This window comes from Pedobacter namyangjuensis (assembly GCF_003313325.1).
Taxonomy (GTDB): Bacteria; Bacteroidota; Bacteroidia; order Sphingobacteriales; family Sphingobacteriaceae; genus Pedobacter; species Pedobacter namyangjuensis.
Window position 1 is genome coordinate 89,920 of sequence record NZ_QMHQ01000001.1, and the last position, 15,987, is coordinate 105,906.

The following is a 15,987-nucleotide window of genomic DNA, read 5'->3' on the forward strand; positions in this document are numbered from 1 at the left end:
AACATCAGGAAAACAATTTGCTGCAAAGGTAGCCTTTTTAAAGCAAAATTTTTAGTGTAGCACAACTTATTATTATTTAGCCTTTATCCAAGTTGACAAATCTTTTATTACACCTTCACCCACATTCATCATTTTTTGGTACTGAGCGCTGTTTGCTTTTTCTAACTGCGGACTCAATAAATGGTTAATTTCGCCATAGAACTTAAGCGTAGCATTAGGTTTGGTACCCAAAGCTTTTTTCCAAAGTTCAAAATCAGTTTCTGAAACCTGAAAATCGTTTCCACCATGCAACACGTAAATTTTGTTCGTTAATTTTTGTGCGGTAGCTACCTGGTCGTAATTATTCAAATCAACCCAATAAGAAGCAGGCAGACCCAAAATAACAGAATCTGGTTTAATCGTGGTTCCCAATTTGTTCAACCTACTTTTTTCTATTTGTACAATAGCATCTGCTAAAAGCTTTTTAGTTGCTGTGGTAGTATCTTTATTAGATGTAACTAAATACTTATTTTGATCGATGATTATATCTGTAAGCTTTCTAGCAGGTGCTGCAGCCAAAATAATTCCTTTTAAATCTGGAACAAGCGTAGCAATCTTTGGTGCTAGCATACCGCCTAAACTATGGCCCAATACAAAAACACTTTTCAAATCTGCACCTTTAACCGTTTTTGCTAATGCAACAGCCGCTAGTGCATCATCTACAACTTCTTCCTTAACAGTAAATGCTTTGTTAAATTCTGCAGGGTAAATTACTGTTCGTTTTACATACCTAACCGTTGCTATGCCATTTACCGCTAAACCTAGTGCAATATCTTTCAAAGGCTTGTTAGGCCCTACAGTTCCGTCCATATCGCTCGGACCAGAACCATGCACCAAAACTACTATCGGAAAATTAGTTGCATTTTTTGGTGTGGTAATAACCGCAGCCAATTGGTGTGTGCCAGATTGTAAGTAAACCGACTTCTCTGAAACTAAGGCGGTATCAACATAAAATGGCTTTGTATAACCTACGTTTTTTTGTGGCATGTATAAACCAACAATTTTCTCAGCCTTATTAAACATTAGCACAAAGTCTTGATCTTGGCGTTCAAACTTGGCATCTAGGGTTACTGCAAAAAACTCGCCTTGCATTTTACTTTGTACGGCATCTAAAGCGGTAAGTTCGCCCATTTTAGCTTTAACATTTGTCCAAAGTGCCTTTAAGTTTTCTGGGCTTATCTTAGTTTGTTCAACTGGGTCAAAATATAGATGAGCCGAATCGAACTTTTGTTCTTCGAGCTTAACGAAAAATTCATTTGCTTTGGCAAAAAGGCTTATCACATTTTGGGAAAAGCAAAAGTTGCTGATAAGTAAAAACGCAAATAATAAGTAAGTTTTCTTCATAATTTAAGTTTATGCACAGTACGTGCCAGCTCAAAGTTAACAATATTTAGTTTCTTCAATTGTTAAAAAAAGTGAAAATAAAAATGCCATCCTACTTATTAGGATGGCATTACAAAATATATAACCCGACTAGTTTAGGCTAATGTAGCTTCGATAGTAATTTCTGCATTTAATAACTTAGAAATTGGGCAGTTTGCTTTAGCATCAGCTACAAGTTCATCAAATTTTTCTTGCGACAAACCTTCTGCTTTTACTTTAACTTCTAAGTGAACGCCAACAATTTCGCCTTTCTCAGGATTTAAGTCTACAATTGCTTTGGTTTCGATAGATTCAGGCGTAATGTTTTCACCAGAAATGTTAAAGCTTAACTTCATAGAAAAACATCCAGCATGCGCAGCGGCTACTAATTCTTCTGGATTTGTGCCTACGCCTTCTTCAAAGCGACTTTTAAAAGAATATTGCGTGTCTTTTAAAGTTCCGCTTTGCGTACTTAATGTTCCTTTACCATCTTTACCGGTGCCATTCCAAACGGCTGTTGCATTTCTTTTCATATCATTTATTTTTTATAGTATAAGTTTAAAATATTTCAAATTGTTTGATGGTTTCTACATCCGACAATAAATTTACATTATATACAGTATTAATTCTTAGTAAAATCTCAAATCTTAAAATATCTTTGTAAACAAATTAAATAGCGAAAACAAATTGGCAAAAAATTCTAAGTTGTATAAGAATATTTTAGTGGTAGAGGATAATCATGCTATTTTAGATGTTATTACTCTAATTCTGCAAAGCGAGGCCTACAAAGTTTCTGGCCTTAGTAAAAGCGCTAGCATGATGCAACACATCCAGCAATCTAAACCTGATCTGATCATTTTAGATATTATGCTACCTGATGCTGATGGCAGAGAGTTACTAACGCAGATTAGGAAAGATGAGTTTACGGCGAACATTCCTGTTTTAATGATTTCGGCGAAATACACGGCAACAAACATACAGCATGGCGAATATAAGCCTAATGGTTTTCTGGCCAAGCCTTTCGACATTGATGATCTTTTAGATAAAATTGAAGGTATATTAGCTGGGAAGACTTATTAAGATTTCTGTTCTCCATTGACTAAAGTCGACAGCAATGAATAGAAGTAACACGGCTAAATTCTTATCAGATGAATGCAAACGAACAATTAATTAAGCATTTGTACACCTGTTTTAAAAACAAGGATTTTAAAGGCATGCAAGCTTGTTATGCAGATAATGCGGTTTTTAACGATGCAGTTTTTAAGAATTTAAATGCTGAGCAGGTTAAGGCGATGTGGGAGATGCTTATTACCAAAGGCAAAGATATGCGCTTGGAATTTAGCCACATTAAAGCCGATGAAAAAACCGGGTCGGCGCATTGGGATGCCTATTATACCTTTTCATCTACCGGAAACAAAGTTGTAAATAGAATTGATGCCACTTTCGAATTTGAAAACGGAAAAATTGTTAAACATACCGATTACTTTAACTTTTACACTTGGGCAAAACAAGCTTTAGGCATAAGCGGTTTATTATTAGGTTGGACTAGTTTTTTGAAAAAGAAAATACAAAATACAGCTCTTACAAACCTTAATCATTTTATGAACAAAAAGTAAAGCTATGAAGGATAATTTCTCCACTCAATCGAGCCAATACGCTAAATTCAGACCAAAATATCCGCAAGCACTTTATGATTTTTTGTTAAACCATGTAAGCGAAACCAAAACAGCTTGGGATTGTGCAACCGGAAATGGGCAAGTTGCAACAGAACTCGCAAATCGATTTGAAAAAGTTTATGCAACTGATATTAGCGAAAAACAACTAGCTAATGCGCCCCAGTTATCCAACATAACCTACAAAGTTGAGCAAGCCGAAAAGACCGATTTTGCTGATGATGTTTTTGACCTTGTTACCGTTGCCCAAGCTATACATTGGTTTAAATTTGATGAGTTTTATGCCGAGGTTAAAAGAACGCTAAAACCCAATGGCATTTTTGCCGCGATAGGTTATGGCATTATGCACATTACACCGGCCCTAGATAAAGTGGTACATTATCTTTATCAAAATATTTTAGGCGATTTTTGGGATGAAGAGCGTAAGTACATCGAAGATAATTACCTCAACATTCCATTTCCTTTTACAGAAATAGCGCATCCGGACTTTGAAATGACGACCGAGTGGAACTTCGATCAGCTGGTAGGCTATCTAGAAACTTGGTCGGCTTTACAACATTATATTAAGGCCAAAGACGAGAACCCAATAACTTTAGTCTACAACGATTTAAAACAAGCTTGGGGAAAAGCAGATACCTATAAAATTCATTTCCCTTTGTTGCTAAAAGTGGGTAGCCTTTAGTTATTTTATTAATTTAACAATAGCATCTAAAGTTAATTTCTGTTGTTCGCCACTTTCCATGTGTTTTAAGGTAAGCAAACCACTTTCCATTTCATCTGCACCAATTAAAATTACGTAAGTAATGTTTTTGCTATCAGCATAACTCATTTGTTTTTTAAGCTTGGCCGATGTTGGATACAGTTCTGCAGAAATGCCTTCGTTTCTCAATTGCTGTAGCATAGGCAGGGCATAACGTTTGGCACTTTCATCAAAGTTGCTAATCAAAACTTTTGTTCCTTGCGCCGCGGTTGCTGGGAAAAGATTTAATTCTTCCAATACATCATAAATTCTATCTGCACCAAAAGAGATTCCAACACCTGTTAAATCCTTTAAACCGAACATTCCAGTTAAATCATCATAACGGCCACCGCCACCGATGCTACCCATTGCCACTTCGTTGGTTTTAACTTCAAAAATACAACCTGTGTAATAGTTTAGGCCACGAGCAAGCGTAATATCTAATTGTAAATTTGAGATATGGGATGTAAGGTGTGAGACATATTCGAATACCTTTTCTATTTCCTCGATTCCTTTTAAGCCAATTTCAGAACTTGCCAGAACAGTTTTTAAACTTTCCAACTTTTCAACATTTGAGCCTTGCAACAATATTACTGGTTTCAGTTTCTCAATATCAGCTTCAGTAAAACCGCGTTCTAAAAGTTCTTTGGTTACACCATCAAAACCAATTTTATCCAGCTTGTCAATTGCAACTGTCATATCAACAATCAGCTCTGGTTTGCCAATAATTTCTGCTATGCCTGATAAAATTTTACGATTGTTAATTTTAATATCAAAATCTTTTAAACCTAGGTTTGTTAAAGCTTCGTGATAGATTAAAATAAACTCAGCCTCGTTTAATAATGATGGAGAACCCACTACATCAGCATCACACTGATAAAACTCTCTATAACGTCCTTTTTGGGGTCTATCCGCACGCCAAACCGGCTGTACCTGGAAACGTTTAAAAGGAAACGAGATTTCGCTCTGGTGCATTACCACGTAACGAGCGAATGGCACGGTTAAATCGTAGCGAAGCGCTTTTTCTGAGATTAAGCTCACTAACTTATTACTATTGTCATCCTGTGCGAAGTCGAAAGATTTCTTTTTTGGATCATTTAGGAATTCTCCTGAATTCAGAACCTTAAAAATCAGTTTATCACCTTCATCTCCGTATTTACCGGTTAAGGTTTGCAGGTTTTCCATACTAGGCGTTTGAATTTCTGCGTAGCCATACTTTCTGAAAACAGTTTTAATAGTATCGAAAATATAATTTCGTTTCACCATCTCTTGTGGCGAAAAATCTCTTGTTCCTTTTGGTAAACTTGGCTTGGTAATAGACATGGCGCAAAAGTACAAAAAAAGGTGGAAGGTTTTAAGGCGGAAGGTAGAAGGTTGTATTGGTATTAAAGACTTTGAAGCGCAATTGTGGTGCTATATTTAATGTTTGTTCCTGCCATTCGCTTTACTGCGCTTCGCTTCGTGCCCGCTACTGTCAGGGCTAAGAACAACCGGCATGGCAACAAAGCCCTAAATAGTAGTAAAGGTCTGCGTGCACCAAACCCGATAGAGTGGATAGCCCACAGGCGTAGTGCAACGAAGCCGAGGACTATGAGCGAAAGCGGGACCTACGCTAATAATGGCAAACTTTAGCTTTACCAAATAAAAAAGGCTTCCAGAAAACTGAAAGCCTTTTTATTTTTACCCTTCGACAAGCTCAGGATGACAGAACCTTATGCCAATAATCTAATTGGTGCTTCTAAAAATCCTTTTAATGTTTGCAAGAATTGAGCTCCGGTTGCACCATCAACCACACGGTGGTCGCAACCTAAAGTTAATTTCATTACGTTACCAGGAACAACGGCACCGTTTTTAACAACAGGAACAGCCTGAATTGCGCCCACTGATAATATTGCACCATCTGGTGAGTTGATAATCGACGTAAATTCATCGATACCGAACATACCTAAGTTAGAAACTGTAAACGTGCTTCCTTCCCAATCTGATGGTTGTAGTTTTTTTGCTTTTGCTTTCGCACCGTATTCTTTAACCTCTGCAGAAATGTGAGATAAAGATTTACCATCTGCAAAACGTACAACTGGCACCAATAGACCGTCTTCAACAGCCATGGCAACGCCAATGTTAGTATGTTCATTGAAACGGATTTTATCGCCACCCCACGATGAATTTACAGCTGGGTGTTTTTTCAACGCCAAAGCAACTGCTTTAATTACGATATCGTTGAAAGAAACTTTTACCGGGGCAACATCGTTAATTTGAGTACGAGCCGCCATAGCGTTGTCCATATCAATACTGATGGTTAAGTAGAAATGTGGTGCCGTAAATAAACTTTCGCCTAAACGTTTTGCAATTACTTTACGCATTTGCGAAACTGGTTTCTCGGTATATTTTTCTTCGCCAACGTAAGTTGGAATTACTGGAGCTGAAGCTGTTTCTTTTGGACTTTCAGTCTTAGCGCTTTCAGCTTTCGCCGTTGGCGTAAAGTTCTCTACGTCTTTTTTAATAATACGACCGCCCTCTGCGCTACCTGCAACCGAGGCTAAATCTATACCTTTATCTTTAGCAATTTTTTTAGCCAAAGGCGACGCAATGATACGGCCACCGTTTGAATTAGCCACAACTTTAGCTTCTTCTTTTGGAGCTTCTGTTTTTGCAGTTTCAGCTTTGTTAGTTTCGGTCTCTTTGCTTTCTGATTTTGCAGCAGGAGCATCGCCACCCGCTAAAATTGCACTAACATCAGTTCCTTCTGGCCCAACAATAGCTATGATGCCATTAACTTTGGCAGCTTCGCCTTTGTTAACACCTACGTGCAATAAAGTACCAGTTGCATATCCCATCACTTCCATAGTAGCCTTATCGGTTTCTACATCAGCTAAAATATCATCATCCTTAACTTTATCGCCTACTTTTTTATGCCATTCGGCTATAACGCCTTCTGTCATTGTATCGCTCAATAAAGGCATACGAATTACTGTTACGCCTTTTTTGCTCAATTCTTCTTCGCTTAAGCCACCACCTTGAGCAGGAGCTTCAGCTTTTGCTTCTTCTTTAGGTGCTTCCTCTTTAGACGCTGTAGGCGCTGCACTTCCCGACTCCGCTTCTAAAGCTGCTTTATAATCTTCGCCTTCTTTTCCGATAACCGCCATTGGCGCATCAACCGGAACAGCTTGGCCTTCTTCTATGCCAACATATAGTAAAACACCGTCCCAATAAGACTCCATGTCCATGGTAGCTTTGTCTGTTTCAACTTCTGCCAAAACATCACCACTTTTTACTTTATCGCCTACCTTTTTATGCCACTTCGCCAAAACCCCTTCGGTCATGGTGTCGCTCATCTTAGGCATCTTAATTACTTCAGCCATTTATATATATCTAATGAAATTCGTATTTATTAATTTTCTTGGAAAGGATAATCGCTTTGGATGTAAACATCTTTGTAAAGCTCTTCTGGCTCTGGCCAAGCAGATTCTTCTGCAAATTTTACAGATTCGTCTACAATACCTTTTACTTTTTCTTCGATTTCTGTAATCCAAGCATCGTCAGCATATTTCTCTTTTAATATTACCTCTCTTACTTGCTCAATAGGATCTTTAGCTTTATATTCTTCCAACTCGTCTTTAGTACGGTATTTAGCAGGATCTGACATTGAGTGACCACGGTAACGGTAAGTTCTCATTTCTAAGAAAGTTGGCCCTTCGCCAGCACGAGCACGTTGAATAGCTTCATCCATTGCGTTATGCACAGCAACCGGATCCATACCATCTACAGGAGCGCAAGGCATATCAAAACCTAAACCGATTTTATAAATATCTGTCATGTTAGTAGTACGTTCTACCGATGTACCCATTGCGTAACCGTTGTTTTCACAAACAAAAATCACAGGTAATTTCCACAACATAGCCATGTTAAACGCTTCGTTTAATGCACCCTGACGCACAGCGCCATCGCCCATATAACATATGTTTACATTTTTAGTTCCTTTATATTTCTCTGCAAATGCAATACCTGCACCTAATGGAATTTGACCACCAACGATACCATGTCCGCCGTAAAAGTTATGCTCTTTGCTAAAAATGTGCATTGAACCGCCCTTACCTTTAGAACAACCCGTAATTTTACCATACATTTCTGCCATGATGCTGTTAGCGCTAACACCTAAAGCTAAAGCATGTGCGTGATCACGGTAAGCTGTTATCATAGAATCATCTGGTCCCATTGCCGAGATTGCTCCTGCAACCACCGCTTCTTGACCGATGTATAAGTGGCAAAAACCACGAATTTTTTGCTGTCCGTATAGCTGTCCGGTTTTTTCTTCGAACTTGCGCATAAGCAACATCGACTCAAACCACTTCAAATAGGTATCCTTGTTAATTTCTACTGCACTCATGTTGAGGTATTGATTTTTTTGTTTATGAGAGCAAATCTAATTTTTTTTATTGTATTTCTCCCTATTCCCGAGTGTAAAAACATCATTATATGTATGTAACATTTCAGAAAATCAATAATTTACATTAAAGCAAAAATCAACTTAAAAAGTAGAGATTTTATAGACTTAGGATGCAAGCATATATAATACGTGCTATATTTAGGCTTACTGAAATTTAATTTCGGAAACGAAGCGTTGGGCGCAATCTACAAATTGCCGAAACTTAAATTTGATCTAGCAACATGCCGGGCAAAATAAAATTTTATTTTCTCTCCATTAACAAGCCAAAAATCAAGAAATGTTAATAACTTTCAGTTTTAAACATCCAATATTTGGATAACATTTGTAAATAGCATATTTTTGCCACCTAACAATAAGCCCGTAGTGGTGTACGTTTAAGTGTAAGTGTCATTTACCCAAACTTAACAGTATAACATGATAAAAAAATTCTTGTTTTCTACTCTTATCGTTCTCGCCAGCTTTACGGCTGTATTTGCACAAAGCAAAACCAAAGAAACTAACAAACTAGAAGACCCAGACAACTTAGCTTCGCAATATTTTTCGCAAGTTATGGGCGTAGCGGTAGACGCGACATCAAACTTAAAACTATACAAATTTATATACGAGTGGATTGGAACCCCTTACCGTTTTGGTGGAAATACAAAAAAAGGGATTGATTGTTCGGCCTTTACTAAGGCCATTTACGACAAAGTTTTCAACACAACTATTTTGCGTAACTCTCGTGATATCTTTAGCATGGTAAACCCATTAGCTAAAACAGAATTAAAAGAAGGCGATCTAGTTTTCTTCAAAATTAAAAGCCGTAGCATTACACATATTGGTATCTATTTAGGCGATGATCGTTTTGCTCACGCTTCTAGTACAAGAGGTGTAGTAATTAGCAATTTAAACGATCCTTACTACAACCGTTATTTTTATAAAGGTGGCAGAATACTAGAAGGTGGTAAAAAAGATTTTATAGAGGAATAAAGCTATCGAACCAAAAATATTTAATCCTTCCCGATTTTTCGAGAAGGATTTTTTTATGAAATAAAGATGAAGAAATTAATATTCGTATCAACGCTAACGTTCTTTTTAGCTTATCTGTTAATCAGTTGCCAAGGTAAATCTGCGCCGGCAACACACCAAACTAAAATAGACAGCCCCATAGTTAAAAAGCTTAAAGATACCATTAGCATTGTTGCCGTTGGAGATATAATGTTAGGTTCGGCATTTCCAAGCAAGACCAATCTCCCACCAGATGATGCTGTGAATAGTTTTGCAGCAGTAGATACTTTCTTGCGTGGCGACATTGTATTTGGCAATTTAGAAGGTTGCTTTTTGAATAGTGGAAATTCATCTAAATGTGCCGGATTAAACCCAAACAGTTGTTACGCGTTTAGAATGCCAGATCGCTATGCGGGAATTATAAAACAGGCTGGCTTTAACGTTTTGAGTATTGCAAATAACCACGTTGGCGATTTTGATAGTAGAGGCAGAAAAAACACAGCTAAAATTCTAGATTCTTTACAGTTTAAGTACGCTGGTCAGTTAAATAAGCCTTTTGATATTTTCGAGGTTGATAGTGTTAAGTACGCCTTTTGCGCATTTGCACCTAATGAAAATACGGTATCGATTAAAAACATAGATAGCGCAAAGCTTTTAGTGGCAAAGCTTAAAGAGCAGGTTGATATTGTAATTGTTTCTTTCCACGGCGGTGGCGAAGGTGCAAATTTTGAACACGTTACACGTAAAACCGAGATTTTTTACAGAGAAAACAGAGGCAACGTTTACGCTTTTGCACATGGTGTAATTGATGCAGGCGCAGATATTGTTTTAGGCCATGGACCACATGTTACCAGAGCCGTAGAGGTTTATAAAAATAAATTTATTGCTTATAGCTTAGGTAACTTTTGTACCTACGGCATGTTTAGTTTAAAAGGCCCTAATGGTTTTGCGCCACTCTTGCAGTTAAAAGTTAATGCCAAAGGTGATTTTATTTATGCAGATATCGTATCGGTTAAGCAAGATAAAATTAACCGCTTAACTGTTGATGACAGTTTTACAGCCTTTAAAAAATTAAAAATGTTAACAGATTTTGACTTCGCCGGACATAATCTTCTTTTCGAGAACAACCGAATTTCCCTAAAAAATTAACAACACCTAGAATGAAAAATGGACTATTAATACATTACCTTATTGGCATAAGCGCATTTTTGCTCGCCGTAACCGCGGTATATTTCATCCAACAAAATCAGGCGAATTTAATCTCTGCGGGCATTATTGCATTCGCAGGTTTAATGATTGCAATTACACAATATCTCATCATCAAAAAGAAAAAATAAACTATCCAGTATTAGCTGGGTAGTTTAAGGATTTCCTTTAATCTGGTTTATAGAGATACTTATTTACGACTCGTCCTTAGTGTTTTTTACCAGTCCGATACCCGAAACAAAAAAGATTATCCCGATAACGCCTATAACTAGTAATTCTCTAGTTTTTAAACTGTGTTGCACAAAACCCCAACCGGCATATACCAGGCCAATAATCCCTAAGATTGTTAGGATTGTTCCAAAAGTTCTTTTTACGTTCATAGCTATTAATTTAACAGCGTAATAACAGTAACAGCCTCTTTTTGTTTGAGTAAGTAATTAATAAAAAAAATCCGCTAGTTACTTAGCGGATTTTCAATTAGCATATGGTTTTACTATTATTTGTTGAAGGTTGGTAATGCTTTAACAGTTTTACCGCTTTGGCTCATTTTCATAAAATCAACCATAATATTTAAACTCTCTTGTTGTACAAGGTCAAACGTATCTTCCTTAGCAGTTTTCTCGCCCTTTTTAATTGGTGCTAAACCTCTAGATGCTCTTAACTTATTAACTCTAGCTAATGATTTGGCTTCTAACTCATCTCTTTCTGCTTTCAGCTTAGCTTCATTTAGGGTGATTGAAGTTTCCCCTTCTCTCTTTTTCGATTCGATAATATCTTCTTGCAAAATCTTATAATCCAAAGATCTTTCCATTCTTTGCTTATGAAGTTCAATTAAACCTGCTTTAATAGGTCCTAGGTTTTCTACAGGCCTATAGTTTGATGGTTTAATAATATCAAATGGCAAAGCCGATGGCTCGGTATCTTCTCCAATTTTATCCAATGGATAAATAGATGGGAAGTTGAAATCAGGAATTATACCTTTATGCTGATTACTATTACCACTTACACGATAGAATTTACCCATGGTTAAGTTTAACTGACCTAATTGAGGAACGCCATCTTTGTCAACAATTGTTGTGTGATTACTTTCTTTAACTGTTACTGTTTTTCCATTTTCCTTGGTTGTTACAACTTTGTCGTTTGCCTCTTTATTTTTATTAGAAGCTAGCATCGACATCATTTTTTGCAGGATAGACGGATCAACCATATCATTTAGGGCAATTTGTCTTTGCACTGTTCCTTTTCCGTAAGATTGGGTACCCATAATTAAACCACGTCCATAATCTTGGATAGCACCCGCAAAAATTTCTGATGCAGAAGCACTTACACGATCAATCATAACTCCAAACGGACCATCCCAAGATGTACCAGCTTCTTTATCTTCATCAACGGTAATGCTATTTCTGTAATCTCTAACCTGTACAACCGGGCCTTTGTCTATAAATAAACCCGTTAACTCAATAGCTTCGTTTAAAGAACCACCACCATTAGCACGCAAATCCATCACAATCGCATCTACCTTATCAAGATTTTTTAATGTATCAATTAATAGTCTAACATCTCTAGTTGTGCTTTTGTAATTTTTATCGCCTGCTGCGTAAGCTTTAAAATCTGCATAAAATCCTGGCACATCTATAACACCAATTTTATAAGATTTGCCGTCTGCAGTAACGGTTTTAACCGTTTTCTTAGCAGATTGGTCGGCCATAATTACTTTATCCCTAACTACCGTTACAATTATTGGTTTCGATGACAGATCTTGGCCTACTGGGATAATTTTTAGTTTAACCGTGGTTCCTTTTGGCCCTTTGATTTTAGCAACTGTATTATCAATTCTCCAACCTACCACATCTTCAAATTCTCCATTCACGCCTTGCGCAACAGCAACAATCCTGTCGCCGGCATTTAATTGCTTACTTTTAAAAGCCGGTCCGCCTGGTACCAAAGAAACTATTTTGGTTACTTCATTGTCTAACTGTAAAGTTGCGCCAATACCTTCAATAGAACGAGACATCTCAATATTGAAAGCCTCAGCGTTTCTCGGATTAAAATAATTTGTATGCGGATCGATAGCTTCCGTAAACGAGTTCATTATAATTTGAAACACGTCTTGATTATTTAATTTAGAGATCTGAGATTTTAAATTTTCATAACGTTTTGTAAGTGTTTCGATGTTTTTAGCATCACTAGTTCCAGCTATTTTTAAGTTAACTAGTTCGTATTTTACACGCTTTTTCCAAATGTCATCTAACGCCGTAGTAGATGTTACCCAAGGCATTTTTTCTCTATCGTATACATAGGTATCATTCTGATTAAAATCGTATTTTGCTTTAATCTGCGACATCGAGAAATCTATCCTATCGTTATATCTTTTTAAATAAACGTTAAACATATGAAACGGAGCACTCAAATCGCCGATTTTAAAGTCATCATCTAACGAATGTCTATATTGCTCGAAATCTTTAATATCACTTTCTAAAAAGTAATACCTAGAAGGATCTAAAGCCTTTATATACCTATCGAAAATAACAGACGATATGGAATCATTAATTTTAATCTGTTTATAATTATAGTTCTCAATTAAAGAAAAAACTTGACGGCAAGCTAAGCTTTGCTGGTCATCTGGCCTAATGTTTTCAATTCCATCTACCATTACTTGTGCTTTTGGAGAAGCACTACAAGCCAACGCGGCGGCCGTAAACGTTATTAACAAAACTCTTCTCAACATCTCTTTTACTTGTTTAAATTCCATTCTTAGAAAATCATCATCCAATATGATACCAATTTTTTAAATAAACAAAAAAGATACAGCATAATACTGTATCTTTTTTGTAATCTTTGATTTGTAACCAGCTTGCTTGTTACAAAAAGCCTTGAAATTTTACTTTTTTAAAGCGCCCTTATCGGCAATGGCAGATCTGGTGTTTTTAATAAGCTGGCTAAACTGGCTAATCTTATAATTTTTCGCTAACAACTCTGCCCTATTTACATCTTTAGTTGCCAAACTGAATTCTCTCTTTTTGATTTTTACCGCAGCGATGCCTAAAATAGAATCGATGTAAGATGTATTGTTTTTTAACTGTTGCGCCAAAATTCCTTGCTGAGTATAGAACCAAAGCGACTGCGTTAACTTGTTTGATGCTAAATATATTTTACCGAGTTGGTTATAAGAAGCCATTTGGCCGGTTCTACTGCCAATTTTAGAATACGTTTTTAAAGCGGCGTTTAATATAACTTGCTCTGCTTCGGTGTAATGTGTTAACATCAAATGCACATTGCTCATTCTTAATAGAGAAGCCGCATATCTGCTAAATTTTTTGTCGTTGTTATATTCAAAAGCTGCTTTACCGAATAGCGTTAAGGCCTCATTCAAATCGCCTCTTCGCTCATTTTTCTCTGCATCCTCAAAAAACTCATCGCCGTCAGACTCATCTTTAGCCGCCACTGCAATATTAATTGCAGATCCGCCTTGCGTAACCTCTTGCGGTGCAAAGTTTGCATTTTGTGCATTAACTAAAACAGCCAATAGGGAGAAGGCAAGCGTTAAGCAGATTTTATTCATCCTGCAAATATAATATATTTAGTTAAACACTTGTAAACTAACATCAAAAGAAGCCCAAACCATATAGGGATGCGAATCGCAATGATATATTTCGCCATTACCAGCTATGCCAATAACACCGGCAAAGCCATCAAAAGGTTTAAGTTCTGAGAACGATTTTTCGCATGCATTCTGTAAGGAGAAGCCATCTGTTACACGAGTAACAATTTTAGCTGCCAATGCACCGCTTACAATATCCTCACCAACTCCCGTACAAGAAATACCGGCAAATTCATTTGCGAAGTTTCCGGCAACAGTTGCAGAATCGCTAACTCGGCACGGTATTTCAAAACCTTTGCCTCCTGTAGAAGTTGCTACAGCGATATTTCCATCCGCATCTAAGGCTACGCAACCAACAGTCCCTTTTCTCTCCTGCTGATTTAACTTTGCTTCATATTCTGCCTGTCTTTGTGGTGTAATTGGATTAAAATATTCATGGCCATTAGCTCTCGAAAAAGCTAAAGCGCCTTCGCCACTTAACACCCTGTCATCATAAGCTAACAATTGCTTGGCAACTTCAATTGGGTTTTCTACATCTTCTAAATTAATTACGCCGCTAAACTTTTGGCTCTTACCATCCATTAGCGAAGCACTTAGCCTAACTTTTCCATCACTTTGTATCTGAGAACCAATGCCTGCGTTAAACAACTCGCTATCTTCCAACAAACTAACGGCATATACTACAGTATCTAAAGCGGTGTTACTTGCCAAAAAAGCATGTGCTTTGGTTACAATCTCCGCTAGCGCATTTTGCTTGGCCAATTTCATTTCCTGATTGGTAGACGATTCGCTGAAAAAGCCACCATGAATAATTACTTTCATTCTGTTGCTACAACTCTTGGGTGGTGTATTACTAATTGATGATTGGCTAGATCATAAGTGTCGCCATCGCACATTACATGTACTACCATATTTTTTATAGATACCGGTTGTCCCATTTCAACATCTGTTAAATTAGTATCGGCCATGTGCCTGCCATCTACTAAAATTACCATTCCGGATCCGATAGCTTCCATTTGCCCCTCGAAAATATATAATCCAGTATCTTCTCCTAAACCTATTCCTAAAATACCTGGATTACTGGCCGCAGCATAAAGCAGTCGCCCAATTCTACCACGTTGCACAAAGTGCGTATCCACAATAACATCGTCTATAAAACCTAAGCCACCCGTAATTTTAACTTCGCCTTTAAGCAAAGCATCCTTACTACTCCCTTGGTAAATCATATTTTTTGAACTTGCAGCCGCACCCGCCGATGTACCAGCTATAACGATAGAAGTATTTTCATACTTGTCTAGCAAAATGCGATGAATTTCTGTTCCGCCAAAAATTGAAGACAAACGAAGCTGATCTCCGCCAGTAAAAATTACTACATCTGCATTTTTTATTCGCTCTGCATATGCCGGATTACTAGCCTCTTCTCTGTTTCCAATATTTAAGACACCAACATCATGCACATCTAATTGCGCAAAAGCTTTTATGTATTCTTCGCCTACTTTTTCTGGTATTAAAGAAGCAGTAGTCATGATTTCAAATCTAGAATCACTTCCTTTCGCCGATTCTGTGGTTATCCTTTTTAATATTCCACGCTCAAAAAAGTTCATGTTTTGTGGCAAGCCGAATTGTGTTTCGGCAAAACTTCCTGTGTCAATTGCGCCACCAATTATTATTAATTTCCCTTTTGGAGCCATTCTTTTATTCATTGATTTCTGCTAAAATGCCAAAATTATAGGCTCTTGCCTAATAATTAATATTATTTTTATCAATATTATACTTTTAATTAACATTTCCGAACGATTTTCGCCTGCATTTTAACTTTTAAATAAAATTAATCGGCTGATAAACTTTTTAGCATTTGCATTGTATGTTAAATTGAAAAAAAATTTATACTTTAAATTTTTAATTCAGGCATCCCTCGCCAGAATAGAGAATT

The 15,987-nt window shown here is 37.0% G+C and carries 16 protein-coding genes; 6 read left to right on the forward strand and 10 right to left on the reverse strand.

All coding sequences use genetic code 11. From position 1 onward, the window contains the following. Positions 1–72: 72 nt before the first annotated feature. Both DUT69_RS00440 and DUT69_RS00445 read right to left on the reverse strand, forming a co-directional pair. Positions 73–1,383 carry a DUF3887 domain-containing protein gene (locus DUT69_RS00440; protein ID WP_113651171.1) on the reverse strand — a complete coding sequence of 437 codons (1,311 nt, stop codon included), beginning with the start codon at positions 1,381–1,383 and terminating at the stop codon, positions 73–75. A 134-nt stretch (positions 1,384–1,517) separates the two neighbouring features. Further along, the gene (locus DUT69_RS00445) at positions 1,518–1,934 is read right to left on the reverse strand and encodes an OsmC family protein (protein WP_113651172.1); all 417 of its coding nucleotides are present in this window, start codon (positions 1,932–1,934) and stop codon (positions 1,518–1,520) included. 172 nt (positions 1,935–2,106) lie between these two features. On the opposite strand from DUT69_RS00445, the gene DUT69_RS00450 reads away from it, so the two are divergent. From DUT69_RS00450 to DUT69_RS00460, 3 genes are all read left to right on the forward strand, one after another. Then, positions 2,107–2,481, forward strand: a complete 375-nt coding sequence (locus DUT69_RS00450; RefSeq protein WP_240186616.1) for a response regulator transcription factor — start codon at positions 2,107–2,109, stop codon at positions 2,479–2,481. Between the two features lie 68 nt (positions 2,482–2,549). Then, positions 2,550–3,017: a nuclear transport factor 2 family protein gene (locus tag DUT69_RS00455; protein WP_113651174.1), complete on the forward strand. Its 468-nt coding sequence runs from the start codon at positions 2,550–2,552 to the stop codon at positions 3,015–3,017. Positions 3,018–3,021: 4 nt separating this feature from the next. Continuing rightward, positions 3,022–3,756, forward strand: coding sequence for a class I SAM-dependent methyltransferase (locus DUT69_RS00460; protein ID WP_113651175.1), 735 nt, complete (start codon positions 3,022–3,024; stop codon positions 3,754–3,756). Here DUT69_RS00460 and hisS read toward each other — a convergent pair whose 3' ends face one another. From hisS to pdhA, 3 genes are all read right to left on the reverse strand, one after another. Next, positions 3,757–5,136, reverse strand: coding sequence for a histidine--tRNA ligase (hisS, locus tag DUT69_RS00465; RefSeq protein ID WP_113651176.1), 1,380 nt, complete (start codon positions 5,134–5,136; stop codon positions 3,757–3,759). A 389-nt stretch (positions 5,137–5,525) separates the two neighbouring features. Further along, positions 5,526–7,175 carry a pyruvate dehydrogenase complex dihydrolipoamide acetyltransferase gene (locus DUT69_RS00475; RefSeq protein WP_113651178.1) on the reverse strand — a complete coding sequence of 550 codons (1,650 nt, stop codon included), beginning with the start codon at positions 7,173–7,175 and terminating at the stop codon, positions 5,526–5,528. Between the two features lie 29 nt (positions 7,176–7,204). Further along, positions 7,205–8,200, reverse strand: coding sequence for a pyruvate dehydrogenase (acetyl-transferring) E1 component subunit alpha (gene pdhA / locus DUT69_RS00480; protein ID WP_113651179.1), 996 nt, complete (start codon positions 8,198–8,200; stop codon positions 7,205–7,207). A gap of 474 nt (positions 8,201–8,674) precedes the next feature. Here pdhA and DUT69_RS00485 point away from each other — a divergent pair, with 474 nt between their 5' ends. The 3 genes from DUT69_RS00485 to DUT69_RS19125 all read left to right on the forward strand — a co-directional run bounded on the left by DUT69_RS00485 (position 8,675) and on the right by DUT69_RS19125 (position 10,584). Continuing rightward, entirely contained in the window at positions 8,675–9,229 is a 555-nt protein-coding gene (locus DUT69_RS00485) for a C40 family peptidase (RefSeq protein ID WP_113651180.1), read from the forward strand. A 66-nt stretch (positions 9,230–9,295) separates the two neighbouring features. After that, positions 9,296–10,396: a CapA family protein gene (locus DUT69_RS00490; RefSeq protein WP_113651181.1), complete on the forward strand. Its 1,101-nt coding sequence runs from the start codon at positions 9,296–9,298 to the stop codon at positions 10,394–10,396. Between the two features lie 11 nt (positions 10,397–10,407). Further along, positions 10,408–10,584: a hypothetical protein gene (locus tag DUT69_RS19125; protein WP_162796142.1), complete on the forward strand. Its 177-nt coding sequence runs from the start codon at positions 10,408–10,410 to the stop codon at positions 10,582–10,584. A gap of 63 nt (positions 10,585–10,647) precedes the next feature. On the opposite strand, the gene DUT69_RS00495 is transcribed toward DUT69_RS19125, so the two are convergent. The 5 genes from DUT69_RS00495 to DUT69_RS00515 form a co-directional block, all read right to left on the reverse strand. Continuing rightward, on the reverse strand, positions 10,648–10,833 hold the full coding sequence (locus tag DUT69_RS00495) for a hypothetical protein (RefSeq protein ID WP_113651182.1): 186 nt from the start codon (positions 10,831–10,833) through the stop codon (positions 10,648–10,650). A gap of 116 nt (positions 10,834–10,949) precedes the next feature. Next, entirely contained in the window at positions 10,950–13,205 is a 2,256-nt protein-coding gene (locus tag DUT69_RS00500) for a carboxy terminal-processing peptidase (RefSeq protein WP_113651183.1), read from the reverse strand. 129 nt (positions 13,206–13,334) lie between these two features. Further along, positions 13,335–14,015, reverse strand: coding sequence for a hypothetical protein (locus tag DUT69_RS00505; protein WP_113651184.1), 681 nt, complete (start codon positions 14,013–14,015; stop codon positions 13,335–13,337). Between the two features lie 18 nt (positions 14,016–14,033). After that, complete coding sequence (locus DUT69_RS00510) at positions 14,034–14,876, reverse strand: isoaspartyl peptidase/L-asparaginase (protein ID WP_113651185.1); 843 nt, start codon at positions 14,874–14,876, stop codon at positions 14,034–14,036. Beyond that, positions 14,873–15,757 (reverse strand): cyanophycinase, encoded by an 885-nt coding sequence (locus tag DUT69_RS00515; protein WP_240186617.1) that lies wholly within the window; start codon positions 15,755–15,757, stop codon positions 14,873–14,875. Before DUT69_RS00515 ends, DUT69_RS00510 begins: the two co-directional genes overlap by 4 nt. Positions 15,758–15,987 lie beyond the last annotated feature (230 nt).